This window comes from Streptomyces sp. NBC_00631, assembly GCF_045206895.1.
In the GTDB taxonomy this organism is placed as follows: domain Bacteria; phylum Actinomycetota; class Actinomycetes; order Streptomycetales; family Streptomycetaceae; genus Streptomyces.
Window position 1 is genome coordinate 62,829 of the sequence record NZ_CP107734.1, and the last position, 25,007, is coordinate 87,835.

At 68.2% G+C, this 25,007-nt stretch carries 24 protein-coding genes and 2 pseudogenes; 17 read left to right on the top strand and 9 right to left on the bottom strand.

Annotated features, from left to right (window positions below):
* Positions 1-308: 308 nt before the first annotated feature.
* From OHB00_RS00290 to OHB00_RS00300, 3 genes are all read left to right on the top strand, one after another.
* Positions 309-1,547, top strand: coding sequence for an FAD-dependent monooxygenase (locus tag OHB00_RS00290; protein WP_406430053.1), 1,239 nt, complete (start codon positions 309-311; stop codon positions 1,545-1,547).
* Positions 1,548-1,614: 67 nt separating this feature from the next.
* Positions 1,615-2,043 carry a hypothetical protein gene (locus OHB00_RS00295; protein ID WP_406430055.1) on the top strand — a complete coding sequence of 143 codons (429 nt, stop codon included), beginning with the start codon at positions 1,615-1,617 and terminating at the stop codon, positions 2,041-2,043.
* A 101-nt stretch (positions 2,044-2,144) separates the two neighbouring features.
* Complete coding sequence (locus OHB00_RS00300) at positions 2,145-3,878, top strand: helix-turn-helix domain-containing protein (RefSeq protein ID WP_406430057.1); 1,734 nt, start codon at positions 2,145-2,147, stop codon at positions 3,876-3,878.
* Positions 3,879-4,093: 215 nt separating this feature from the next.
* Here OHB00_RS00300 and OHB00_RS00305 read toward each other — a convergent pair whose 3' ends face one another.
* Positions 4,094-4,336, bottom strand: a complete 243-nt coding sequence (locus OHB00_RS00305) for a MarR family winged helix-turn-helix transcriptional regulator (protein ID WP_406430059.1) — start codon at positions 4,334-4,336, stop codon at positions 4,094-4,096.
* A 9-nt stretch (positions 4,337-4,345) separates the two neighbouring features.
* Positions 4,346-4,513, bottom strand: a complete 168-nt coding sequence (locus OHB00_RS00310; RefSeq protein WP_406430061.1) for a hypothetical protein — start codon at positions 4,511-4,513, stop codon at positions 4,346-4,348.
* A gap of 55 nt (positions 4,514-4,568) precedes the next feature.
* Here OHB00_RS00310 and OHB00_RS00315 point away from each other — a divergent pair, with 55 nt between their 5' ends.
* Positions 4,569-4,817: a hypothetical protein gene (locus OHB00_RS00315; RefSeq protein WP_406430063.1), complete on the top strand. Its 249-nt coding sequence runs from the start codon at positions 4,569-4,571 to the stop codon at positions 4,815-4,817.
* 622 nt (positions 4,818-5,439) lie between these two features.
* Here OHB00_RS00315 and OHB00_RS00320 read toward each other — a convergent pair.
* Positions 5,440-8,175, bottom strand: coding sequence for a tetratricopeptide repeat protein (locus tag OHB00_RS00320; protein ID WP_406430065.1), 2,736 nt, complete (start codon positions 8,173-8,175; stop codon positions 5,440-5,442).
* A gap of 123 nt (positions 8,176-8,298) precedes the next feature.
* On the opposite strand from OHB00_RS00320, the gene OHB00_RS00325 reads away from it, so the two are divergent.
* The gene (locus OHB00_RS00325) at positions 8,299-8,496 is read left to right on the top strand and encodes a hypothetical protein (RefSeq protein WP_406430067.1); all 198 of its coding nucleotides are present in this window, start codon (positions 8,299-8,301) and stop codon (positions 8,494-8,496) included.
* Between the two features lie 158 nt (positions 8,497-8,654).
* Here OHB00_RS00325 and OHB00_RS00330 read toward each other — a convergent pair.
* Positions 8,655-9,740, bottom strand: a pseudogene (locus OHB00_RS00330) (serine hydrolase domain-containing protein).
* Positions 9,741-9,847: 107 nt separating this feature from the next.
* Here OHB00_RS00330 and OHB00_RS00335 point away from each other — a divergent pair.
* From OHB00_RS00335 to OHB00_RS00365, 7 genes and pseudogenes are all read left to right on the top strand, one after another.
* Positions 9,848-10,618 (top strand): transposase, encoded by a 771-nt coding sequence (locus OHB00_RS00335; protein WP_406430069.1) that lies wholly within the window; start codon positions 9,848-9,850, stop codon positions 10,616-10,618.
* A 64-nt stretch (positions 10,619-10,682) separates the two neighbouring features.
* Positions 10,683-11,126, top strand: a complete 444-nt coding sequence (locus OHB00_RS00340) for a hypothetical protein (RefSeq protein ID WP_406430071.1) — start codon at positions 10,683-10,685, stop codon at positions 11,124-11,126.
* Between the two features lie 58 nt (positions 11,127-11,184).
* A pseudogene (locus OHB00_RS00345) lies at positions 11,185-11,397 on the top strand (hypothetical protein); the annotation flags it as partial.
* Between the two features lie 819 nt (positions 11,398-12,216).
* The gene (locus tag OHB00_RS00350) at positions 12,217-13,653 is read left to right on the top strand and encodes a carboxylesterase family protein (protein ID WP_406430073.1); all 1,437 of its coding nucleotides are present in this window, start codon (positions 12,217-12,219) and stop codon (positions 13,651-13,653) included.
* 55 nt (positions 13,654-13,708) lie between these two features.
* Positions 13,709-14,731, top strand: a complete 1,023-nt coding sequence (locus tag OHB00_RS00355) for an alcohol dehydrogenase catalytic domain-containing protein (protein WP_406430075.1) — start codon at positions 13,709-13,711, stop codon at positions 14,729-14,731.
* A 177-nt stretch (positions 14,732-14,908) separates the two neighbouring features.
* Entirely contained in the window at positions 14,909-15,268 is a 360-nt protein-coding gene (locus OHB00_RS00360; protein WP_406430077.1) for a cyclophilin-like fold protein, read from the top strand.
* A gap of 116 nt (positions 15,269-15,384) precedes the next feature.
* Complete coding sequence (locus tag OHB00_RS00365; protein ID WP_406430079.1) at positions 15,385-16,761, top strand: replication-associated recombination protein A; 1,377 nt, start codon at positions 15,385-15,387, stop codon at positions 16,759-16,761.
* 45 nt (positions 16,762-16,806) lie between these two features.
* On the opposite strand, the gene OHB00_RS00370 is transcribed toward OHB00_RS00365, so the two are convergent.
* Positions 16,807-17,799, bottom strand: coding sequence for an aldo/keto reductase (locus OHB00_RS00370; protein WP_406430081.1), 993 nt, complete (start codon positions 17,797-17,799; stop codon positions 16,807-16,809).
* 123 nt (positions 17,800-17,922) lie between these two features.
* Between OHB00_RS00370 and OHB00_RS00375 the strand changes: the two genes are divergently transcribed.
* Positions 17,923-18,540, top strand: coding sequence for a TetR family transcriptional regulator (locus OHB00_RS00375; protein ID WP_406430083.1), 618 nt, complete (start codon positions 17,923-17,925; stop codon positions 18,538-18,540).
* A gap of 254 nt (positions 18,541-18,794) precedes the next feature.
* Here OHB00_RS00375 and OHB00_RS00380 read toward each other — a convergent pair whose 3' ends face one another.
* Entirely contained in the window at positions 18,795-19,631 is an 837-nt protein-coding gene (locus tag OHB00_RS00380) for a helix-turn-helix domain-containing protein (protein ID WP_406430085.1), read from the bottom strand.
* Positions 19,632-19,865: 234 nt separating this feature from the next.
* On the opposite strand from OHB00_RS00380, the gene OHB00_RS00385 reads away from it, so the two are divergent.
* From OHB00_RS00385 to OHB00_RS00400, 4 genes are all read left to right on the top strand, one after another.
* Positions 19,866-20,261, top strand: coding sequence for an MmcQ/YjbR family DNA-binding protein (locus OHB00_RS00385; protein ID WP_406430087.1), 396 nt, complete (start codon positions 19,866-19,868; stop codon positions 20,259-20,261).
* The gene (locus OHB00_RS00390; RefSeq protein ID WP_406430089.1) at positions 20,258-20,626 is read left to right on the top strand and encodes an MmcQ/YjbR family DNA-binding protein; all 369 of its coding nucleotides are present in this window, start codon (positions 20,258-20,260) and stop codon (positions 20,624-20,626) included. Before OHB00_RS00385 ends, OHB00_RS00390 begins: the two co-directional genes overlap by 4 nt.
* 156 nt (positions 20,627-20,782) lie before the next feature.
* Entirely contained in the window at positions 20,783-21,538 is a 756-nt protein-coding gene (locus OHB00_RS00395) for an SDR family oxidoreductase (protein ID WP_406430091.1), read from the top strand.
* Between the two features lie 40 nt (positions 21,539-21,578).
* The gene (locus tag OHB00_RS00400; RefSeq protein ID WP_406430093.1) at positions 21,579-22,265 is read left to right on the top strand and encodes a TetR/AcrR family transcriptional regulator; all 687 of its coding nucleotides are present in this window, start codon (positions 21,579-21,581) and stop codon (positions 22,263-22,265) included.
* Between the two features lie 122 nt (positions 22,266-22,387).
* Here OHB00_RS00400 and OHB00_RS00405 read toward each other — a convergent pair whose 3' ends face one another.
* Genes OHB00_RS00405 through OHB00_RS00415 form a run of 3 tightly spaced genes read right to left on the bottom strand, consistent with a single transcriptional unit; the run spans position 22,388 to position 24,770 of the window.
* A complete protein-coding gene (locus OHB00_RS00405; protein WP_406430095.1) occupies positions 22,388-23,389 on the bottom strand; it encodes a hypothetical protein in 1,002 nt (333 codons plus the stop codon).
* 33 nt (positions 23,390-23,422) lie between these two features.
* The gene (locus OHB00_RS00410) at positions 23,423-24,136 is read right to left on the bottom strand and encodes a hypothetical protein (protein ID WP_406430097.1); all 714 of its coding nucleotides are present in this window, start codon (positions 24,134-24,136) and stop codon (positions 23,423-23,425) included.
* The gene (locus tag OHB00_RS00415; RefSeq protein WP_406430099.1) at positions 24,111-24,770 is read right to left on the bottom strand and encodes a hypothetical protein; all 660 of its coding nucleotides are present in this window, start codon (positions 24,768-24,770) and stop codon (positions 24,111-24,113) included. Before OHB00_RS00415 ends, OHB00_RS00410 begins: the two co-directional genes overlap by 26 nt.
* Between the last annotated feature and the right edge of the window lie 237 nt (positions 24,771-25,007).

A 25,007-nucleotide genomic window follows, 5' to 3' on the forward strand; every position in this document is an offset into this window, starting at 1 on the left:
AGCAGGCAGCCGAATTGACCATTTCGCTCACCATGGACCTCAGTCCGCTGATTCCAGCGAGTCGGTTGCCAGGTGAGTGCTCGGCGTTGAGTCTGTGCGTCTGCTCGTCGTTGAGCCTGTGCGTCTGCTCATCTTTCCTGACCTTCTGAACGGGTCCTTATGAGGCCATTCGCTCGATTGGCCGGGCCACATCGAGTCAGACCAGAATGCCGCGGGGGAACGCCCGGCGACATGTGCTCACCCACACTGCCGGTCGCCAGCAATGTAGCCCCGAACATAGTGCCGCTCACGCCGCCCTCCGAGACTGAATGCCCGAGGCATCGAGCAGGTGCGCCGATGCCGCGCGCAACCGGGGAGGTCGACGCATGCGCGAACCCAAGTCCCGTCAGGCAGTCGTCGTCGGAGGATCGATCGGCGGTCTCACGACCGCGCTGCTGCTGCGCGACCTCGGCTGGGACGTCGACGTCTTCGAGCGATCGACCCGCGACGACGCCCGCGGCGGCGGCATCGTGCTGCAGCCGGACACGATCCGCTGGTTCACCGAACGCAGTACGCAGGCGCTGGAGAGCCTCATCACCTCGACACATCTCGTCCAGTACCTGGGCAGCGGCAATCACGTGGCCCACCGCGAGTACGCGCAGTGGTCCTACAGCTCGTGGGCGACCCTCCACGCGGCGCTGCTGCGCGACTTCGGGGCCGAACGGTACTGGCGCGGACACCGCGCCGTGGCGGTCGTTCAGGACGCGTCGACCGCGACCGTCGAGTTCGACAACGGCGGCTCTGCCACCGGCGACCTCGTGGTATTCGCCGACGGAGTGAACTCGGTGGGCCGGCAGTACGTCTCGCCGAACACACCCGTCCGGTACTCCGGCTACATCGGGTGGCGCGGTCTCGTGCCGGAGCGCCTGTTGAGCAGCGAAACGAGTGCGGTCCTCGAGGACTCCGTCACCTACGCGCTCCTGCCGGACTCACACATCGTGATGTATCCCGTGCCCAGCCCGGTCAACGACGGCAGGGCCGAAAGGCTGATGAACTTCGTCTGGTATCGCAACGTTCCGGCGGGACACCGACTCGATCAGTTCGTCGGGGGCGCATCCGCTGGGGTTCTGTCCTTGCATCCGGACCGGGTTCCGCACATCGAGGTCGAACGGATGCGGACCGACGCGACTCGTAACCTACCGCCCGCAGCGGCCGAGGTCGTCTCGCGCTGCGACGCTCCCTACGTCCAGGTCGTCAGTGACATTCGCGCCGCACAGATGGTCCGAGGCCGGGTCGCGATACTCGGTGACGCCGCATGCGCCGCTCGCCCACACGCGGCGGCCGGCACCGCCAAGGCCGCTGCCGACGCGTGGAATCTGGCCGCGGCAATCGAAGAGACAGGCGGCGGCCTGGACCGCGCCCTTCAGGTCTGGGAGCCGGTTCAACTCGCCCTGAGCGCTCAGCTCGAGTCGCGCGTCCAGACCATGGGCGAGCGTTCGCAGTTCGACAACTCCTGGCGCCCGGAGGATCCCGGACTCCGGTTCGGTCTCTACGGGCCCGGCATCTGATCGAGACAGAAGAGACAGAGGAAGCATGATGAGTGAGAGGTCCCGGGACAATCGGAAAACGCCCATCGTGAGCAGCCTTGATCTGCCTCTGGCCGGCGAACTGATCGCCAGCGATTTTGCCGGCTGGACTGATGAGCTGGTCGAAGAGTTCCGTGTTCACGCGCAGGATGGACATGTGGGTTCTCGTCTGCTGAGCGAAGATCGCCGTGTCCGGGTCTGGGAGATTCGGCTGGCGCCGGGCGAACGATGGCACGCTCATCGTCACGTGCTCGACTATTTCTGGACAGCTGTCACGGCTGGCCGCAGCATTCAGCACACGCACGACGGAACGACCCGTGCCGTGGAGTACGAAGCAGGCGAAACACGTCATTTCGCCTTCACGCGCGGCGAGTTTCTGCTCCATGACATCGAAAACGCAGGTGAAACCGATCTCGTATTCACGACTGTCGAACATCTCGACAGCGAGAACTCACCCCTGCCGATCGAGCCTGGATGAGCACACCCTCCAGGCCGGCTCCTGTTCTACCCTTGAGTCGGGATCACGGGCGACCATCACATGCGAGTCGCCAGGTGGGAGGGCACCTCTTGAGCGGGCCGATGACTCACGAAGTGACGCCAACCACTGTGTGGATCGCGGCGCTCGAGTTGCTGGCCCGTCAGGCCGGGGCGGGCAGTTCTACCGAAGACCTGCACCAGAGACTGGTCGCGGTGGGGCGCCAGCTCACCGGCTTCGACTTCTGCGCAGTTCTTCTCCCCGACGAGTCGGCAACTCAGCTGCTCATCCGTGCTTGGGCGGGTTTGGACACCTTCTACGTCGAGCAGATCAACTCCCGGAACCCATTGACGCTCGGTAGCACCGCGAGACAGTCACCCTCCAGCAGGGCCTATACCTCCGGAGTTTCCGTTTGGGTATCCGACATCACGCAGCACGCTGACTTCACGCAGTGGTCCGGGCCGGCGAAAGCGCAGGGTTACAGGACGCTGCTGGCTGTGCCGCTGCGAGCGGGCGACCAGATCGTCGGGACCTTCAACTGTTACAACAAAGAGGTCATCGCCCCGGATCCCCAGCTTCGCCACTTGGTCGAGGCCCTGACGGATTTCGCGAGCGCGGCTCTCGAAATCACGCGGCTCCGCCAGGCAGAAACCGGCCGAATGCATCAGCTCGAGGATCTCAACAAGCAACTACGCGACCGACAGGCGCGGGACGAGCAATCGCAGGAGTTGCATCGTCGCCTTACCGACGTGGCGCTCAGCAACTCGGATCTCGCCCACCTCGCACAGGAGTCCGCGCACATGGTGGGCGCCGCATTCCTGAAGATCGTCGACGACTCGGGTTTCGTGCTGGCCAAGGCGGGCTCCGGCTCGGTCGAAGGCCTGACGCCGGAGGACTCGAACTCGGCAGTGGTTCTCCTGCACGGGGAGGTAGCTGCACGAATCGAGGCATTCGGCGCAACCCTCGACCCCGACATGGCGGCCCGCGCACTGGAGCACGCCGCGACCGTCTGCGCGCTCCTCCTTCTGCGCGACCGGACCGCGGCCGAAGCCGAAGCCCGGTTCAGAGACGATCTGATCGGGGATCTCTGTTCCGGCGACCCCGAGCGGCGCGCCACGGCCCGGCAGCGTGCGCTACGAGCAAACCTGCTCGTCGATGAGGTTCAGGTAGTCGTGATGAAGGATCAAGGCGGCCAGGATCAAGGCGAGGGCAGTGCCGCGAAAATCGACAACTCGCCGCTCGGACGTCGCATGCGATCCATTTCAAGCCGACGGCCCCGCCTTGTGTGCGGCCGGCTCGGCGACTACTGGGTCGCTCTCTGGCCCATCAATGACGGCGCGGAGGACATAGCTGCCACCCTCACGCAGGGCGCGATCGGCTCTCAGGTGCACGCGGTGGTGGCACCGGCCGGCGGTTCGGAAGACCTGGATAGAGCATTCCGGATGGCACGAGGCGCACTTGAACTCGGCGGCCACCAGGCTCCGCTGGTTCGCACCATCGAGGACCTGGGGGTGGTGGGCCTGCTGCTCCAACTGGAGGACCACAAGGCCGTCGCGCGCTTCAGTGATCGCGTGCTGGGTGCACTGCGCCAGAGCGATCTCGAGCGCTCGACAGACCTGATCCTCACCCTGCGAACCTACTTGGCCCACGACTGCCGCGCGGATGTGTCCGCCCAGAAACTCTTCGTGCACAAGAACACGATCTCCCAGCGACTTCGGCGCATCGAGAAGCTGACAGGACTCTCTCTCGCCAGTCCTTCAGACGTCTTGCAGTTCAGTGCCGCCTTGGCAGCTGACGACATCCGGGCAGCATCGGACCCCTCGGCAACCGAGCGCTGATCCTTCCCTCACCCCTGAGCGCTTTGCGCTCGCAGTCTTGTGTGCGCCGGCGAAACCCTTCGCTCGGCGCACGGAAGGAGTGCCCCGCCTGCCGACGGTTTCGAGCGCCCGCGGCGCACGTGCCGGTCGGCTCGGACAGGCGGCTCGGGCGGCGAAGCAGTCGCCGCCCGCCAGGCAGGACGCCTGCCATGGGCGCGTTGCCCTGGACAGACCCCTCAGGTCCGGTGCCGGACGTCGAAGTGCGCGGAGTGCGCGGTCAGCTTGCCGAGCAACTCGATGAGGGTCTGCTGCTCGTCCTCACTGAGGGCGCCCGCCCACTCCTGTTCACGTGCGTTGTGTGCCTGGAAGGCAGTGGTGATCGCATGCAGTCCGGCCTCGGTGAGGCCGAGCTGGACCGCGCGCCCGTCGTAGGAGGCGCGCTCCTTGCTCACCAGGCCGACCCGTTCCAGCGTGTTCACCAGCTCGGCTCATGCCGACAGCTCCGCGACCTTCTTCACCTCGACCGGGCCCGACAGCCAGATGGCGAACAGCGCCCGGAAGCCGGGCCATGACCAGCCGCAGGGCCTGTGTACGGCGGATTCGAGGTCGTAGACGAGCATGTTGGCCGCGCGGTGGAGGGTGAGGACCATCCACATGGCAAGCGGGTCGATGCCGGCGAGTTCCCGCGAGGCCCGGTCGACAGCGTGGTCGATGAACGATCAGAAGTGCAGGTGGTCGGCATCCAGCGGTTCCGGTTCGTTGGACACCGAACAAGTCCTCGGTGAGATCGCAGATGATCAGGGACGCGGCGAACAGGTCCGCAACTGGTTCCGCCGCCCGGGCTACGTCCCGGAATCACTCTTCTACCTCTTCGCAGGCCGTCCGGAACGGATCCTCATCTCCTCCATGGAGGAACGCGTCGCAGCGCTCTGGCCGCACTCCGACACTCCGGGGATGTGACGCCTCTGACCAGCGCAAACCCAGCAGCCGCTATAGCGGTCTGCACGAGAACGACATGGCCCTTCGTCAGTCATGTCAGTAGCAGATGAGCGCCACCCGTCACTGCCAACCGCCAGGTCATCGGGCTTGCGCCACTGACACTTAAATGACGATACCCAACTGACACTCCCCTGCAGACCATCACCCACCCGACACGAGAGCCGGGCCCTCAGCCTGCCCCAACCCCGAAAGGCTCCCACCACGCAGACGCAACGTCCCCGTCAGCAGGCGGCCGGGGACTCATGAACGATCGAGGCTAACCGCCCCCTCGGGCCCGCCCCCGCGGCGGGCCGATCCGGCAGAGATCAAAAGTCTGCGGGAAGATCAAATGCTGACCGCAGGATTTCCGCCGATGGTCTATGGCGCGCGCCCGAAAATCGGCAGATTTTTATGTAAAGGGCGGATGTGGCCAGCATCCGCGAGCTTGCCGTCCTCGCCGCCGCCAGTTACCGCGCTACACAGCTGGTCGTCCACAACTCGATCCAGCAGGCGTCCGCTGGCACACCCAGCACGCAGGCGGGCGAGTAGGAGCGGTACCGAGACCTGCGGATTGGCGGCGGACTCATTGACACCAGCGCATGGTTCATTGCCATGGGGGCGTCGGCGTACCGTCCGGGTCCAGGCCGTACGGCCACAGCTTTTCGAGTCTTTCACGCATCCGGATCAGGAGGGAGTGGGTACCGAGGTCGCCGTGGTTCTTGGCCAGCTGAAGGAGGTTTTCGACGCCGCCCCAGTCCAGGGCCTCTTCACTGGCCAGGAGATACAGGGCGCCGCGATCGCCTTGGTCGGCGGCCTGCCGGTAGAGGCTTTCGGCGCCTTCGCGGTCCCCGGCCCTCTCCCGGATCTCTGTCAGGCGGGCCAGGGCGCCACGGTCGCCGAGGTCGGCGGCGTGCCGGTAGAGGGTTTCGGCGCTTTCGAGGCCCCCGGCCTTCGCCCGTATCTCGGCCAGGCGGTACAGGGCACTGGGGTATTTGTTGGCGGCCTGCCAGGCCAGAGTCTCGGCACCTTTGCGGTCCCCGGCCTCTTCCTGCCACCAGATCAGTTGGATTAGGGCGCCGTCGTAATCGCCTTTCTCTGCGGCCTGCTGGTAGAGGGTTTCGGCGCCTTCGCGGTTTCCGGATCTCACCCGCATATCGGCCAGGCGGGCCAGAGCCCTGAGATCGCCGCGATCAGCGGCCTGCTGGGCCAGAGTTTCGGCGCCCTGGCGGTCCCCGGCCTTCTCCCGGATCTCTGCCAGATGGGAGAGGGCACCGGGGTGCCCGCGCTCGGCGGCCTGCTGGTAGAGGGTTTCCACACCTTCGCGGTCTCCGGCTTTCTCCCGGATCTGTGCCAGGTGGTAGAGGGCCCCGGGGTTCCCGCGGTCGGCGGCCTGCTGGTAGAGAGTTTCGGCGCCTTCGCGGTTTCCGGATCTCACCCGCATATCGGCCAGGCGGGCCAGAGCCCTGGGGTCGCCGTCATCAGCGGCCTGCTGGGCCAGAGTTTCGGCGCCCTGGCGGTCCCCGGCCTTCTCCCGGATCTCTGTCAGGCGGTAGAGGGCGCCGGGGTGCCCGCGATCGGCGGCCTGCTGGTAGAGGGCTTCCACGCCCTGTCGGGCCCCGGATCTCCCCCGCATATCGGCCAGACGGTACAAGGCGTGGGGGTCGCCGCGGTCGGCGGCCTGCTGGAAGAAGGATTCGGCGCTCTGGCCGTCCCCGGCCTTCTCCCGGATCTGTGCCAGGCGGTAGAGGGCACCGGGGTACCCATGGACGGCGGCCTGCTGCGCCAGGGTCTCGGCGCCCTTACGGTCCCCGGATCTCTCCTGAATCTCGGTCAAGCGGACCCAGGCGCCGGGGTGTCCGTGGTCGGCGGCGCGGTGCCGGAGGTAATGGGCCCATTGGAGGCGGTGCCGGTCTTCGGCTTCTTGGGCAAGGTTGTTGAGGGCATGAGGGTCGGTGAGGTGGGTGTGGGCCGCGTGCCAGAAAGAGGCGGGCGGGCACAGGCGTCGACGGTTTTTGCGGCCATGCTGTTCGAGGTAGTCGGCGAGCCGGAACACCGGCCCCGGCGAGGGAATGGCGGTGGCCAGCGGTGGGCTCCCAGCCGGGTGGTGCCGAGGGCGGGGGGTAGTACGGCGCAGCGGGGCTTGCTTGCCGTGGACCAGATGGGCGAGTTGGGCGAACACCTGCTCCGCCCAGTCGGGAGCGAGCTGGTCGTACTCGTTGTCGGTCAGGTAGTCGATCGCGGCGTCGGTCAGAAAGGCCTGGGGAATGTGCAGGCCCACACCCAGCCGGCGTGCATCCATCGCTGCTTCCAGCACGGCCTTGGAGGCCGGGGTTCCGTGCTCGTAGCGACGCAGGAGTTCCGGCGCTCCAGCCAGATCCTGAGTCACCCGCCCGTCAGCCCGAGCACGGGTGAGAGCGCCGGCCAACAACCCGTCGCCAGCCTCGGCGAGGACGTCAGCCGTGGCCAGGGCAGAGGAGTCGAAGGCGTCGGGAATCGTCAGGGTGTGGTCAGTGAGGAGTTCCCTCACCCTGCTGTGCGGGTCCGGTCGGCCAGGTACTGGCAGGGCCGTGTATTCGGCGGCGTACTCCGGCCACAGTGTCCCAAGTACCAGCACCGGCCCGCGCTCCGGCTGGATGAGCAGCGAATGGATGGCGGCCGCAATCCGCTCACCGGAAGGCCCGTCGCCGAAGTAGTGCTGGGCCTCATTCAGCCATACCACTGTGCGCGGACGGACGCGGTGCAGGTCTTCCAGCGCGGCTTCGGCACGGGTGGGGTCGAAGGGATGCCACAGCCGCCATCCCTTCCCGGCGAGTGGCTGGACGGCTTCCCAGCACGCCCGGGTCTTCCCCGTCGAGGAGGAACCGACCAGGACCTTCATCCGGCTCAGGCCTTCGCCTGCCTGCCGTACCACATCGCACAGCACCTGGTCGTGCTCTCGGCGCACGTAACCCGGTAGCACCCTCTGCTCGGGCGAACCGGAACCGGCTTGCTGCGCTGAGGGACCGGCCGGATGGACTTCCAGAGCGTGCGGCTCCCACTCGCTGATCGGTCTGCCCGGTCCCTCGCCAGAGGCAACTGCGTGTGAGCCCGCAGCAGACATAGCGGTCTGCCGCAGCTCCAGCAACTCGTGCACCGGGAGTTTCAGTGCCTTTGCCAGAGCCGCCAGGGTCTCCAATGACGGCAATGGTTCGCTGTCCTGGAAGGCCTCCGACACCGTCGTTCGCCCCAGTCCCGTCTTCCGAGCGAGTTCGGTCTTGTTCAGCCGAGCTCGGGCAAGCCCTGTCTCCAGCCTTCTACACAATTCGGACAGCGCCGGGATCGGATCGTCCTGCTCGTGCATGAGCTCGCTCCCTGGCTGCGGTGTTGTTCGCCGGTGTTCATCTTCGTCCCGGCGAACCCCGGCGCACACCGATTCCGCGACCTTCGACCACGTCAACCCCTCAACTTGCGCAGGGAGTCTGCTGTGAAGATCGCCGTCGTACTGCTCACCACCGCCCTGATCGTTGTGATCGCGGTTCTCGCTGGCGCTGGCGCTGCCAAACTCGCCCGCATGGACGGCGCCACTCGCCCCACTGCTTTCAAACAGGCGGCCACCACGTTCGCCGCCGTTATCACCCTCGCCGCCGCCGTAACCGCCGCCCTCGCCGCTCTCGTCACCTGAATTAGCAACCTGCGCACAAGCCACCAAGTGGCCTGTCCGCTCGGCGAGTCCCGCCGCGCTGAACCGCGGCGGGTTGCCGTCAGAAACTGACTAAAGGGATGTCCCGTAAATGATCTTCGAAGGGAGCGAGAGGCATGGCGGGGCCGCCAGGGGCGTGTTCAGGCTGGCGGCATTGGCTCGATCGCAGCGGATACTTCAGCGAGAAGCGACTCGACCTCCGCTCCCCAACGCGAGCTCACCACCAGGTCCCGTGCCGGATCGACCCATAGCAGGTGGCCGCCGCCATTTCCCCGGGCGCAGCGCCCGGTGGACGGGGCCTTGGACCACACCGTGCGGTGGTCGTTCAACCACCAGGAGAGCCCGTAGTTGGGCTTGACCGGGCAGGGCCGCCACATCTCCTCGATCCACGCGGCGGACAGCAGCCGGCGCCCGCCGCATTGCCCATTTCGAAGGCAGAGTTGCCCGATCCGGGCCAGGTCGAGAGCATTGATCCACAGTCCGCCGCCCCAGTGTGCGCCGCCGGACACTACGGCGATGCGGCGGCCGTCGATCTCAACCGTGGAGCCGGCGTAACCGTGCCAGGACCATCCGGACGAGGCCCCGATCGGCTCCATGATCTGCTCGCCCAGCGCCTCCGGCAGGGGCCGACGGAGCAGGACGGTGAGCGCGAGGGCGGTCAGGTTCACTCGGACATCGTCGTAGGCCCAGCCCGCTCCGGGCGGTCCGCCGGCTGACTACGTTCCCTCGCGGGTGCTCTGGGCGTCGACCGAGGTCGGCTTGGACCACAACTCGCCCTCCCACTGGCTGGACTGGTCCAGCAGATGCCGCCAGGTGATCTTCCGCGCGTGTGGGCCGCCGAACTGCGGCAGGTCGACTGAACGGCACACGGGTTCGTCCAGCCGGAGCAGTCCGTCATCGAAGGCCAGCCCGGCCACCAGGGACAGGACGCTCTTGGTGGCGCTGAAGGCCATCTCCGTCCGCTCCGGATCTCCCCAGGAAGCGAGTACCACGCCGCGCCGCACGACGACACCGCTCGCCCCCTGCCCGTCGAGCAGAGGGCCCAGCACCTCCCGATGTGAGACATCGCCGACCTGGGCGGCCAGGTAGGACTTCATGTCCTGGACGCCCGGTATCGTGCGCTCAGCCTGTTCCTTCGCGGCACGTGCCAGCCGGGCGGCGTCCACCCCCGACCACGGGCCGCCGGCATCCCCGCCCCTGTCCAGACACTGCCCTACGTTTTCCATCAACCCCGCCCTCTACGCGTCTGCGGAACGTCCTGATGCTCCTACCCCACGAGCCCCGACGGTCACCGGCCCACAGACCTGGGGGGTCGTCTTGGGATGATCTCGAGATGGTTGGTGTGATCACGGCGTCGGAGCCGTCTTGGATAACTCCGTTCACCGGGCTGAGCCCGCGCCAGTTGAACAAGGTGGTCAATGCGCTGCGGCGCGAGGGCGCGGATCCGGTGCGCAGGGGCCGGCCGTGGAGCCTGCCGCTGGAGGACCGAGTGCTGCTGCTCGCCGTCTACTGGCGGACCAATCTGACCCTGCGCCAACTGGCGCCGCTGTTCGGGGTGTCCAAGTCCGCGGCCGCCCCCATCATCGACCACCTCGGGCCGTCGCCTGCCCTCCGACAACGCAAGCGGTTCGGCAAGGACGCCGTGCTGATCGTGGACGGCACCCTGGTCCCCACCCGCGACCACCAGGTCGCCGAGCAGTCGAAGAACTACAGGTACTCGACCAACCACCAGGTCGTCATCGACGCCGACACCCGGCTCGTCGTCGCCGTCGGCCGGCCACTGCCCGGCAACCGCAACGACTGCAAGGCGTGGGAGCTGTCCGGCGCCAAGCATGCCGTCGGCAAGACCACGGTGATCGCGGACGGCGGCTACCGGGGCACCGGCCTGGTCATCCCGCACCGCCGCGAACCCGGCCAAACCCAACTCCCGGCCTGGAAAGAGGAACACAACACCTCCCACCGCAAGGTCCGCGCCCGCGTCGAGCACACCTTCGCCCGCATGAAGACCTGGAAGATCCTCCGCGACTGCCGCCTCAAGGGCGACGGCGTCCACCACGCCATGCTCGGCATCGCCCGCCTGCACAACCTCACCCTCGCTGGGTAACGAAGACGGGCAGATCAACGAGCGCGTCGTAGATCATTTGCGGGACAGCCCTTAGGGTGACGCAATGGGGTTTGCACTGCGGGAACGGTGGAGCGCACAGCCGTTGTGGGCGAGATGGGTTCTCGCGGTGTACTTGATCGGCCTCATTGAAGGCACCGGTTCTCACATCGCAGATCTGGTCCGTGGCGGCATCTATGCCTATGCAGCGTTTCATCAGGTCTCTCTGCAGGTGTTCTTCGTCAGCTTGGTGATCCTCGATCCGTTGGCTGCCGTGCTGGTGGGGCTTGTGCGGCGGGAAGGGATCTGGCTGGCAAGTGCCGTGATGGTGTTGGACGTCAGCGCGAACTGGTGGGGCAATCGGCACTGGCTGAGGGATGACCCTGCGCAGTTGCTCTGGCTGTTGCCCATCACCGTCTTCGGCTTGTTCGTTGTTGCGTTCGCGGTCCCCTTGCACCGCGCGGTTGCCGGGGCGGCGAGCAGGTCGCCGGCGGCTCTGCCGTCGGCCTGACGGCTCACGACTCTCAACCGCTGCCGCCGGTCTTAGGCCGCAAGGACGGTCTCCGATATTCACCCGGTTCTACGTCGTCCTGGCATTCCTCTCCCACCTGCCCGACGTGGCCGAACAGCACGCGGTGCTGCGCAGACGGCTGGAGTTCCTGGAAGAACCGGCGAGTTTCTTCTACGACAACGAGCGGCCCCTGCGTGCCGAGGAGATCGCCGACCCCTACCGGCGGGGCATGCTCGGATCTGGGTCTTCGGCTCGTATCGGGTTGCGGTGACCCGGCGTGTCTCTTTTCCTGCACGGACGATGTTGTTGAAGGCCACGTCCGCTGAGCGAGTACGGGCCGTCATGGGGATGGGCCGTGGCGAGACGTGCCCCTCGTTCTTCAGCCAGCCCATGGCAGCGTTGGCTGGGATGGCGAGGGCACCGAGCAGGTGGTGTGGCGGATTGGGCGCGGGCCAGGCGGGCGAGTGCCTGGGCGTACGGCCGGTGGTGGATGGTGGCGACGCACGTGATGACGTCGTAGGGGTCGACAGGGAGGTCGGCTATTGCATCCGTGACGGTGGAAGGTGACGAGGAGCGCAGTGGGGTGGGCTGTGCGGCAGCGACCACAGATGGCCTGCCGCAGATTCCTCCCTGGCCGCCGTCACTGCTTCCTAGTGCGGGTACAGGCACTTCCCGAGGACGAACCTCAGAAGATCAACGAAGCCCTCCTGCGCCGCGTCACACGACACCTGTTGCCTTCTGCAGCCGGCTCGCGTTCCTGGGTGAGGCCGGGAAGGCCACTGCCCGATGCGGCAGGGTGATCGTCTTGCATGCTCGAGTCCGAGTTGCACCGGCTTTCGTAGGAAAGTCAGCGAGTCGAGCCCGGGACCCGCTGACGGCAGAGCCTCGGGCCGCCCTTGCCTGCCCGGGCGGCGACGGGCCACGAGGAGAAGAGGGGATCAGGCAAGTGTCGCCTGGCGACCATCGGGTGACCGCTGTCCGCCGGGCGATCTACCGGGGTCCAGGGAATGCTGGGGAGTGTCACCGCGAGCGATCAGCCGCCGACACGCCGCGCCAGACACCCGAACCGCACCGGAAGGAATCTCACGCCATGACCGAGACCGCGCCCAAGGCTCCGACTGCACCAGGGGTGCGGTCCTGGTGGGGAATCCCGTACGCCACCGCCGAGCGGTACCGCCGCCCCGTAGTCGCGGACTTCGATCCGAGCCTCCCGTACGACCGGAAGGGCGTCGTCGCGATCCAGCCCGACAGCGGCGACTGGCTCGAAGCGGACAGCGGGATGGGCGAGGACTGCCTGAACCTGAACGTGTGGGCCCCCGAGCAGCCGGCCGACAAGGCGCTCCCGGTGACCGTGTACATCCACGGCGGCGGATTCGAGTACGGCGCGAACACACAGATCACCTCGAATGCCGCCGGTCTCGCCGCGACGGGGCGCGTGGTGGGCGTGTCCATCAACTACCGGCTTGGCGCCCTGGGTCCGCTCTCGCTCTCGCAATACGGCGGGAAGCTCGCCGAGGCCAGCAACCTCTTCCTCCAGGACATCATCGCCGCGCTCACCTGGGTCCAGCGGAACATCGCCCACTTCGGCGGCGACCCCGACAACGTCACCGTCTACGGCCACAGCGGCGGCGCCTACTCATCCCTCGGACTGCTCGGCGCCTCTTCCGCCGACGGCCTGTACCGGCGCCTGGCCGGGTTCTCCGGCGGGCCCGCCCGCTCCATCCCGGCCTGGTGGGCCGAGGAACTCGCGCACCTGTTCGTCACCGAACTCGGCGTCGCGGACAACCCGGAGAAGCTGCTGGACCTCGACCCGCTCTCCCTGCGGGACGCCCTGCGCAAGGTCGCCCCGACGGACCTCGGAGTCCGCGGCGGGGTGGACAACAAGGCCACCGGCGTCGTCCTGGACATCGGGCAGCCCGGCGCGGTGGTGCACGCCCACCCCATGGACGTCCTCGCCTCGGGCGCGCACCGCGACGTCGACATCCTGCTGAGCATGGCCAGCGACGACATGGGCTGGTGGGTGGCGAACGACCTCGACCGGTTCGACCCGGGCACCGTCGACCGCGTCGTCGACGAGGTCGCGGGGTGGCGCATCTCCCGCTCCCGCGCGCAGAAGATCGTCGACGCCTACGACCAGGGCGGCCGTACCCCGGCCGAGGTCCGCGCCGCCGTCATGGCGGACTACCTCTTCGCGATCCCCGCCGCCCGCGGCGCCCTGGCCCACGCCGCCGCCGGCGGCAACGCCCACCTCCTCCTGATCGGCCCCGCCGAGGGCGCGCCCGCCGTGCACGGCACCGAGATGTACGCCCTGGTCGGCCAGGAAAAGCCGGGCCGCAGCGCAGAACAGGCCGAGCGGGACACCCGTATCCGCGACATCGTCCTCGACTTCGCCACCGGCGAGCACTCCCGTTTGTGGCCCGCGGTCACGGACAAGCCCACCTCGGAAACCGTCGGCAACTCTCCCTTCGAGGGCACCGCCCACTACCAGCAGGTCCTCGACCTGTGGGAAGGCATCGACCGCCCCTGACGGCCGGCGGGCGATACGGACGACGCAGGGGACAACAGGGAGCCAGGTACTCGACATGAGTCAACCGACAGCAGCCGGCGACGCCGCACCGGCGACGATGAGGGCCGTCGTCGTCACCCGGCCCGGCGGCCTGGAGGCACTGGAGATCAAGGACGTCCCGGTGCCCGTCCGCAAGCCCGGCTGGGTGCGGATCAAGGTCAAGGCGTTCGGCGTCAACGAATCCGAGGTCACCACCCGCAAGGGAGAGTCGGACGCGGAGGTCACCTACCCGCGTGTTCCCGGCATCGAGGGTGTCGGCGTGGTCGACGAGGCCGACGAGGCCAGCGGCCTTCGGCCGGGCCAGCAGGTGGCCACGATGATGGGCGGCATGGGCCGCGCCTACGACGGTGCCTACGCCCAGTACGTGACCGTACCCGCGGCACAGGTCATCCCGTTCGAGACCAGCCTGCCGTGGGATGTCGTCGGAGCGCTGCCGGAGATGTTCCAGACCGCTTACGGGTCCCTGACCCGCGGCCTGGACCTCAAGGCCGGGCAGACGTTGCTGATCCGCGGCGGCACCTCCACGGTCGGGCTGAGCGCGGCCACGATCGCGAAGGACCTCGGAGCCACCGTGCTGTCCACCACCCGCAGCGAGTCGAGGTCAGGGGAACTGCGGGCCGCGGGCGTCGACCACCCCCTCGTCGACAACGGCACCCTCGCCGACCAGGTGCGCGAGCTGATCCCGGGCGGCGTCGACGCCGCCCTGGAACTGGTCGGCTGCTCGGTCCTCCCCGACACCCTCCGCACCGTCCGCCGCCACGGCACGGTCTGCTTCACCGGAGCCCTGGCGGGCCAGTGGACGATCCCCGACTTCAGCCCGTTCATGATCCCGGGCGGGGTGCGGCTGACGTCCTACGGCGGTGAGGCCGCCGACCTCCCGGCCGACGTCCTCGCCCACCAGCTCCAGGCCATCGCCGCCGGACGTCTCAACGCCCCGGTCGCGAAGGCTTACCACGGCCTGGAACAGGTCCGCGACGCCCAGGCCGACCTCGAATCCGGCGCCACGCCGGGCAAGCACGTCGTCGTCCTGGACGACTGAGACCCGATCGCGGGACGCGACAGGGTAATGGTAAGTGGATTGACTTGCCATCGCGGTGGTGTGGAAGTTGCGTTCACGGGGTCCTTGCCGAACTGAAGCTCGTACTCCGATGAATGTGGCCTACGTGGCGGCCGTTGACCATCACTCCAACGACACCCCCAGAGGGGCAGAACCCTTATGAGAATCCGACTGACCGCCGGAGAAACCGTCCTCAACGCAGCCCTCGGTGACAACGCGACGGCACGTGACTTCGCCTCGCTGCTTCCGCTGACGCTGCAGATGAACGACCTGCTCAGGCGCGAGAAGTACGGTCACCTGCCCCGGTCTCTCACCCCAGGAGGCGAGCCGCGGTTCAGCTACGAGATCGGCAACATCGCCTACTGGTCACCCGGTCCCGACATCGCCATCTTCTATGACCACGACGGCGAGTCCATCCCCGACCCCGGCATCATCATCCTCGGCGAAATCGAGTCGGGGGCCGATGCCTTGAAGAAGTACGACGGCACGGTCGACGTCACCATCGAGGCTGTCGACTGAGACCCAGCCGGAGACAACCTGGATCGTCAACCAACGGGAGGGTGCGCCATGTCCCGGCGGCGTTGCGCACCTGACCGCCCGCCCCGACACCATCACCTGCCAGAAAGCCCAGCCCCATGGACCACAGCGAACCCGCGCTCGCCCTGTTCGACGACGATCCCGGCCCCGACAGCACCGGCGCGAGCGACACCACCGTGCCGGCCGTCGAAGACCTCTCACGTCCTCTCGCCGACCGGCTGCGCCCGCGCACCCTCGGTCAGGTGGTCGGCCAGGAGCACCTGCTGGGCGATGAGGCGCCGATCGGGCGGATGGTCAAGCGGCAGCATCTGGTGTCGATGGTGCTGTGGGGCCCGCCCGGCTGCGGGAAGACCACCATCGCCCGGCTCCTCGCCGATGCCGCCGGTCTGGTCTTCGCCCCGCTGTCGGCGACCTTCTCCGGGGTTGCCGACCTGCGCCGGGTGTTCCGCGATGCCGAGCAGCGCCGAGCCCGGGGGCGGGGGACGCTCTTGTTCGTCGACGAGATCCACCGCTTCAACCGCGCCCAGCAGGACAGCTTCCTGCCCTATGTGGAGGACGGCACGGTCGTCCTGGTCGGCGCGACCACCGAGAACCCGAGCTTCGAACTGAACGGCGCGCTGCTCTCGCGCAGCCAGGTCTTCGTCCTCAAACGCCTCGACGAGCAGGCTCTGCAGACCCTCACGACCCGCGCCGAGGAGCTGACCGGGCGCCGGCTGCCGCTGACCGGCGAGGCCCGCCAGGCCCTGCTCGCCCTGGCCGACGGGGACGGCCGCTACCTGCTCAACATGGCCGAGCAGCTCCAGTCCCTCCCCACCGGCACCGCCCCGCTGGACGTGGCCGAGCTGGCCCGGCAGGTGCAGCAGCGGGCCCCGCTGTACGACAAGGCCCAGGAGGGCCACTACAACCTGATCTCCGCGCTGCACAAGGCGATGCGCGGCTGTGACCCGGACGCCGCCCTGTACTGGCTGGCGCGGATGCTGGAGGGCGGCGAGGACCCGCTGTTCATCGCCCGCCGGCTGGTCCGCTTCGCAGGCGAGGATGTCGGCATGGCCGACCCGAGCGCCGTCCAGCAGGCCCTTGCCGCGTGGGACGTGTACGAGCGGCTCGGCTCGCCCGAGGGGGAACTCGCCCTCGCCCAGGCCGTCGTCTACCTGGCCACCGCCCCGAAGTCCGTCGCCGTCTACCGCGGTTTCGGCGCCGCGGGTAAAAGCGCCCGGCGTACCGGCTCCCTCATGCCGCCGCCGCACATCCTCAACGCGCCCACCCGGCTGATGAAGAACCTCGGCTACGGCAAGGGCTACCAGTACGACCCGGACGCCCCCGACGGCTTCTCCGGCGCCGAGTACTTCCCCGAGGACATGGGCCGTGAGACCTACTACCGGCCCACCGAGCACGGCCATGAGGCAGAGGTCGGCCGCCGCCTGAAGCACTGGGCCCGGCTGCGTGCCCAGCGACGCCACCCGGACTCCGGCTGAGCCAGGATCGGCCGCCCACGGCCCACATCCCCTGTGTCGGCGCGGTCAGTCTGTGGTGAAGCTGGACAGTACGGCGGCCGGGAGGCGGCTGCCTGCCGAGCCGTGGGGAAGGATCTCAGTGATGCGGGCCAGATCGGCGGCGGAGAGCTGGACGTCGGCGGCGCCGGCGTTCTCCTCGATGCGCTTGGTGCTGCGGGTGCCGGGAATGGGCGCGACGTCCTCGCCCTGGGCGAGCAGCCAGGCCAGCGCGAGTTGGGCGGTGGTGATGCCCCTGGTGCCGGCCAGATCCTTGAGCTGTTCGGTGGCGCGCAGGTTGTACGTGTAGTTCTCGCCCTGCCAGCGCTCGTCCCAGCTGCGCATGTCGTCCGCGGGGTATTCACTGGCGGGCTTGACCTGGCCGGTGAGGAAGCCGCGGCCGAGCGGGGAGTAGGGCACCAGGCCGATGCCGAGTTCCCGCAGGACGGGAAGGATCTCCTCCTCGACCTCCCGCTCGAAGAGCGAGTACTCGTACTGGAGCACGGAGACCGGGGTGACGGCGTGGGCACGGCGGATGTACTGGGGGCCGACGTTGCTCAGGCCGAAGTACTTCACCTTGCCTTCGGCGATCAGTTCGCCGACCACGCCGGCGACCTCCTCGACCGGAACGTCGGGGTCGGAGATGTGCTGGTAGAAGAGGTCGATGTGGTCGCTCTGCAGGTAGCGCAGGCTGTTCTCGGCGACCTTGCGGATGTTTTCCGGGCGGCTGTCGAAGGCGGGGCTGATCGCCGGGGCGGTCATGTCGAAGCCGAACTTGGTGGCAGGGACCACCTCGTCGCGGAAGTCTTTGACCGCCTTGCCCAGAAGGATCTCGTTGCTGCCGGTACCGGCCCCGTACAGCTCCGCGGTGTCGAAGAAGTCGATCCCGAGTTCGTGGGCGCGGCGGATGGTCGCGATGCCCTCGTCGTCGTTCGAGGCGCCGTAAGCCATGGACATGCCCATCGTCCCCAGGCCGAGTGCCGAGACGCGTAGACCCTGAGAGCCCAGATTGCGGTGCTGCATGAGTTCACTCCCTGAGTGGTTCGCGGCTTCACCCGCGCAGGTCAAACCGAACTGTTCCGTTTGACTCTACGCGACGATCGCCCAGCTGCCAAACCAAACGGTTCGGTGCTCTATCCTGGGGCCATGCCCCAGTCCCGCGACTCCGGCCAGACCGCAGCGCCCGCCGCCGGCGACACCACGCGCGAGCGCATTCTCAGCGCTGCCATGGAGGAGTTCGCCCGCCACGGCATCGCCGGCGCCCGCGTGGACCGCATCGCCAAGCTCGCCAGGACCAGCAAGGAACGCGTCTACGCCTACTTCCGCAGCAAAGACGCGCTCTATGCGGACGTCGCTGCACGGGAGTACGTCGTCATCGCCGAGGCCACCCAGATGGACCCGTGCGACCTCCCTGGCTACGCGGGCCGCCTGTTCGACTACTTTGTCGCCCGTCCAGACCACCACCGCCTGATCGCCTGGGGCCGCCTCGAACTGCCGGGCACCACAGTCGTTGCAGACGATCCCGCCCAGGCGGTGATCGCCCGCAAAATCGACCAGCTCCGTCAGGTGCAACAGGCCGGACAGCTCGACCCCGCCTGGGATCCGGCCGACGTCCTCGCCCTGGTCAATCAGATCGCCATGACCTGGGCGTCGCAGCCCGAACTCAGCGAGGCCGCCGCCGCACACGCCGTGGATCCCACCACCGCCGCCCGCCGCGCCGCGGTGGTGACCGCTGTTGAGCAGCTTTTCCCTCGAGCGCGCTGAAGTCCCCCGGACCGCGGCAGCCCTGCCCGAACATTCCCCGAACGGCGCCGGCCGCCCTTGCCGCTCGCCAGTGGGCACATCCTGCTGACGAATCAGCGCTCCCTGCCAGGCAGACAGATACCGGGTGGGCAGTCACGGTTGCCTGTTTACGCCAACTTCAATTGGCCGCACTCGGGTATTGAAGTTGGCCTCATCGTGAGGCTGTGGGGGACGTATGAGGGTCACCACGGGCACGGGGCTCCGCCTCGTTTCCGTCACGCGTCGGTCCTCGCTGTGCGGGCAGCGAAGGCGACCGGGGTGAGACCGGTGCGGTCGCGGAAGAAGCGGCCGAAGTTCGCGGGATCGGTGAAGCCGAGGTGGACGGCCACAGCCCGGGCGTCCCACCCGGCACCTCCCAGCAGGCGCCGGGCTTCCAGGAGGCGCCGCTCGTCGATGAGTTCGCGTACCGGCTTGCCGGTGGCGTCCCGGGCGGTACGGCTGAGGGTGCGGACCGAACAGTCGAGCAGTTCGGCGTAGTCGGCGGCTTGGTGCAGTTCGCGGAAGTGCAGCTCCAAGGCGTCCAGGAAGCGTCCGTACCGGTCGGCGCGGCCGGTGCCGGCCGTGGTCGCGGTCGTGCCGGTGGGGGCGATACCCGGGGAGTTGGCCAGGCGCAGCAGCAGCGATTCGAGCAGGCTGCGCCGCAGGGCGTGGTGGATGTCGAGGGGGCGGCGACCCAGTGCGCGGTGTTCGTCCAGGAGCTGGAGTGCCGTCTGCTGGAGCCAGGCGGTGTCGTCGGGGTGCGGGCTGAGCACGGCGGGGGCGTCGTGCGCGGTGAGCGGGGCCAGGAGACGGGCGAGGTCGGGCCGCAGCACGTCCGGTTCGAACAGGATGAACGGGCCGCGGACCATGCCGGGCGGATGCCAGCACTGCGCGTGCCCGGGACGTACCCACAGCCACTGGCCGGGGGCGACGGTCCGCGTGACGTGGTCGACGTCGTGCCGCAGTTCACCCTCGGTGACGGCGATGAGGTAGTGGAAGGTGGCACGGCCCGGACGGGGCGGGTTCCACGGCCAGTCGTCGTGCTGGTCGAAGAAGTCCTCGATGGTACTCACCTCAAGGCCGTAGGGAGTACCGACCGGGGGCTGGAAACCGTACAGCGGAACCGCAGCCGCTCCGGCCTTGCCGCTCGGCCCGGAGTGTCGCTTGTCGACCATCACGTGTCAGCAGCCTACCGCCCTTCCGGTCGGCTTCGAGGGAAGGATGAGACGTGCCCCCGCGCCCGCGCGGCGCGCCCTCCGTCTCCTTCGATGCCACAGTCCGTCACCACCCGAGAAGGCTCACCACCCATGAACCCATCGACCCTGCACAAGACCGCCGCCGACTGCGCGGAGGAACTCCCCGGAGCCCAACTGGAGCACCCCTTCGGCCCCGACTGGGAGGTCTACAAGGTACGCGGCAAGGTGTTCATGCTGATGACCGAAGTCCCGGGGCGTCCCGTCGTGATCCTCAAGGCGGACCCCGGCGAGGCCCACGCCCTGCGGGAGCAGTACAGCCACATCACCCCCGGCTACCACATGAACAAGAAGCACTGGATCACCCTGGAGAGCGGAGAAGGCGTCGACAAGAAGCTGGTCGAGGAACTCGTCACCGACTCCTACCGGCTCGTCGTCGCCCACCTGCCCAGGGCCGAGCGGCCCGTCGACCCGCACACCTACGGCACCGGCGCGCGGGCGGCCCGATGAGCGCGGCCGGCGACCGGCTCCAGGACGCAGCCCGCCTGGCGGCCCTGGCCCTCCCCGACGTCAGCCACGGCTACCCCTTCACCCCGGGACTCGACGTGTACAAGGTCGCGGGCAAGGTGTTCCTGATCGTCACCGACGACCCGGACGAGCAGATCATCACGGTCAAGTGCGAACCCGAACACGCCCGCGCACACGTACGCGGCTACGCCTCGATCACCCCGGGCCGCTACCTCGACAAACGCCACTGGATCTCACTGGGGCCGGGGCCCGGCATCACCGAGCGGCTGATCACCGACGCGGTCGAGGATTCCTACGACCTGGTCGCCGAGCGGCTGCCGCGACGCGACCGCCCCAGCGCCCGATGAGCACCGCGAGCTTCCCCGCGAACGGCGAGCCAGGTCGGCGACCAGCTGGGAGACCCCGATGGTAAGTGGATCGACTTGCCTTGCGAGTGGTGCGGGAGTTACCTTCAGATGGTGAGTCCATCGACTTACCTAATGACTCGGCAAGGAACAATGAACATGAATCGTCTTGCGGGCAAGCGCGCCCTGATCACCGGCGGCACGAGTGGGATCGGTCTGGAGACCGCGCAGCGTTTTATCGCGGAGGGCGCCGATGTGCTGGTCACAGGGGTCACCCCTGCCAGCATCGACAGGGCGCGGCAGATCCTCGGGGACAAGGTGCCGGTGGTGCAGGCCGATGCACGCGACCTCGACGCGCAGCGCGGCCTGGCGGAGCGGGTGCGTGAGCACTTCGGGAAGCTGGATGTGGCGTTCCTGAACGCCGGTGTCTCGGACTGGCGGCCGTTCGAGGATCACACGGAGGACAGTTTCGACCGGCTCTTCGACATCAACGTCAAGAGCGTCTTCTTCCTCACCCAGGCCCTGGTGCCCGTGCTGTCCAACCCGTCCTCGGTCATCCTCAACGCGTCCAACAGCGCGCACGGCGGCTACGGGCAGTCGAACGCCTACGCCGCGACGAAGGCGGCCGTCGGCTCCCTGATGCGGTCGTGGAACGCGGACCTGCTCAGGTCGCACGGCATCCGGTTCAACGCGGTCAGCCCCGGCCCGGTGGACACCCCGCTGTACTCCAAGCTCGGGATCGAGGACCCCGCGGTGCAGGCGGCGGTCCTGGAGGGGATCAGCTCCGGCATCCCGCTGGGCCGCATGGGTATGCCCGAGGAGGTCGCGGAAGCCGTCGTGTACCTGGCCTCCGACGTCTCCGCCTTCGCTGTGGGCCAGGACCTTATCCTGGACGGCGGCCAGACCGTCCTCTGACAGCGAGGATGCGGCTGGGAGACGGGCGAGGGGCGTGGGTATGTCGGCGGCGGACCGAGCGGAAACCGGTGGCGATACGTGCCAAGCCGGGTATCACGCGCAGATCAAGGCGGAGAACCGCGCGCGCATCATCCGCGCCGCCCGCGACCTCTTCCTCGCCCGGGGATACGACAAGACCTCCCTGGCCCAGATCGCCAGGGAGGCCCGCGTCTCCACCGGAACCCTCTTCAAGCGGTACCCCTCCAAGGCTGCGCTGTTCGCGGCCGTCACCTCCGAGCAGTGGCAGCTGGATGTGCAGTACGCCGCACCGCCCCCGCCGGGCGATCCCCGGTACGGTCTGGACCACATCGGCCGCGACTACGCCTGCCTGGTCGCGCGGCCCGGCACGGCGGCGCTGTGCCGCCTCATCATCACCGAACTCCCCCAGATGCCGGAACTCGCCGACATCGTCGGCACCGGCTTCGCCATCGACCGCGGACCCTTCTTCGACCGCCTCCGCGACTACCTGGACGCCGAAGCACAGGCCGGCACCCTCGACTTCCGTTCGGCCGACGGACAGACACAGCCGGTATCCGCAGTGGCCGAACAGTTCCTCGGCATGATCTGCAGCCAGCTCCTGTGGCCTCAACTCGTACGCACCGACTTCGTGCCGCCGGACCCCACCGACGCCGCGATCGTGGACGAAGCCGTCGCCCTCATGCTCAGCCGCTACCGCACCGGATCCTGAACCCCGGCCTCACCAGCTCACGCTGCCAGGGCGGCGGAGCCCATGTGTAGTTGAAACCCAGATGAATGAATAAGGGGGCCTCGCCGACGGGTTCCCTCTCGACCTGCTGGTAGACGTCAGGCTCAGCTGCAGGATCCGCACGGGGCCGTTCCGGGGCGCGGGGCGGGCAGGCGGCGGACGTTGCCGAGGGCTGGGGCCTGTTCCCGCAGGTGAACGATCTCGTCGTGCTGTGCGGCCAGGCGTGAGACGGCGCGTTCCTTGAACGTGGTGAGCTCGGCGACGGTCTCGTCCCGATGGGACAGACGTTCCTTGAGCTCTGTGACCTTAACTTTGAGCCGTTCGATCTGCGCGATCCGCGGGTCGACGACTTCTCCTGCTTCCCGCAGCGTACGAAGGCGCTGCTGGAACTCTTCGGCGAGGTGCTGGTAGGGGCCGGGGCGGGTGGTGCCGTCACGGTTCTTCTTCGGGTAGAACGCGGTGCGCGTTACGCCGGCTTCGGTGGCCAGTGTCTTCAAGTCGCAGCCGCCGCCGGGCGGGAGGCCACCGTTGAGGAGTCGGTCCATGGCGGCCCGGATGGCCTCTTCGTTGCGGCGGCGTTCGGCGCTACTGATCTGTCCCACGCGATCCTCCTTGAGCTGCGGCGTCGATCGCGGCAACGATATGCTCGGCCCGTTCGACTTCGGCCGTGAGCCGTGCGCGTTTGCGAAGGTGTGCCGGCAGCAGTGCGGATGCACGTGCGGAAATCGCGTCTCGAACCGCTTCCGGACTCTTTGCGCCGTCCGTTCGAACACGGTCGACCAGGCGGTGAAAGGGCCGCCGTCGGAGCGGACGGCCAGCAGCATCGAGCCGCCATCGGGAGCCACCAGACGGCGGCGCTCGGCGGCCCGCAGCGTCCGCCACTGCGCGCGCCGCCCGTTCACCCGCCCGCCCCGGCTGTCCATTTCGCTCACGAACAACGGGGCACCCCACCTCCCCGGAGGCCGCCACACAGAGCCTTCGCAGGCCAGCATGCGCTCCAAGGAGATGTAGGAATGCACGCGGGTCAGTGCACTGTACGAAGTCCAGGCGACGCGGAACTTGCTGCCCTTGGTGATGCTCTCCGGCAGCAGAAACGCGATCGGCATCAACCGTGGCGTCGGCGGAAGTGGTGGGATCTCTCAGGCCAGCAGGTAGGAGAACTCCTGCAGCCGGGTACCGGAGGACATCACGAGCTCGCCCACCGCGCCGTTGCGTGCCAGATGCCGTCCGCGAAACCGGCCCGGCCCCTCGTCCTCGCTCCCGTCCGGCCGCAGCCCCGCTAGACCGTTGACGAACGTGGCCGCGAAGTCGTCCTCTAGGTACTTGATCGTCACATGGTCCTTCGGAACCCGACGCCGGGCCTGATTGACCAGGACCTCGCGGGCGGTCTCGGCGTAGAGCATCACCGCCTGCTGGTAGGTGAACGGCACCGCTGTGGCGTGCTGCTCGGCCATCGCCCACCGGTAGAACATCCCCAGCACGCTCATGTGCTGGTTCCACGTAACCGCCCCCAGCCGCCGCTTGGGGTCCCCGGTAGCCCGGTCCACCGCATAGGTACTGAGCAGAGCCTTCAGCCGATCCCGGGTGTCGAAGACCTCGATCTCGTGCAGCTGGGCCGCCGCGATCCAGTCCCGCAGGATCCGCGCGTACGTCCCCCATGACGACGGCGCCGGACAGTTCTCCGTCGGCCGCAACCGCAACCACTCGTTGGCCACTGCCGTTGCACGTACCCCCCGTCCGTCCTCGAACAGCAGGTCATCGTCGACAAGGAACGCCATCCCCTCGGGAATCGTCGGCTTCCCCGACAACCCCCAGGACTCCCAGCCCTCACTGGAGTAGAACGCTAGCTCCATGCCCACCGACGGTACGGACGGGACACAGTGCAGAACACCCAACAAATGCGTTCGATAGGCCGCTCCAACATGCCCTATGAGACACGGCAGTTGTGCGTAAACAACCATGGGGCCGGAGCTCCTCGTACCAGGCCAAGGCCTCCGTGCGGCTGGTGGTGGCGGGCACCGGCTGGATCACACTGGGCGGTGGCCGCAACACCTCGCCGAGCCGGTCCAGGCGTTCCTGCAGCGGGCGGGGGCGCAGGTCGGTGCCGGTGATGGCGAGGCAGTCGACGACCAGGTACACGATCGGTGGCCAGCGCCGGCGGTCGCGGCCGCGGCGGCGGGCCAGCGCGGTGAAGTCGAGGCGGTCGCCAACCACGGCGCACAGCTCTCCGTCCAGGACCGTTCCGACCGGCAGATTGTGCAGCTCGTCCAGGACCTCCGGGGCCATCGCGCCGAGGTCGCCTCCCTGCCGGGAGTACAGGACGGGACGGTGTTCCTCGAGGACGCCGGCGACGGCCCGCCACCCGTCGGCCTTGACCTCATAGCGGGTCTGGGTGCCCGGCCAGTGGTCCTCGGCAGGCAGGTCCCGCACGGTGACGGGGCGTACGACGTCGACGGGCGAGCGTACGGGGACATCCTCGCGGACCATGGCCTTCAGCGCAGCGTACGACCGCTCCGCACCGAGTGTGGCGCGCGGGGAGCAGAAGCAAGATCCACCGGTTGGCCGTCCCGGCCGGACCGGTCGCGCGTGTCGTCGCCGTAGCGCCTGGTCGGGCAGGATGGCCCCGTGGGGACATGGCACGTCACGATGCAGTTCAGGCCCAGCGGCCCGGCCGTGGAAGGCACCTGGACCGACCACGAGGTGGCGTTGGAGAAGTTCCGCGGC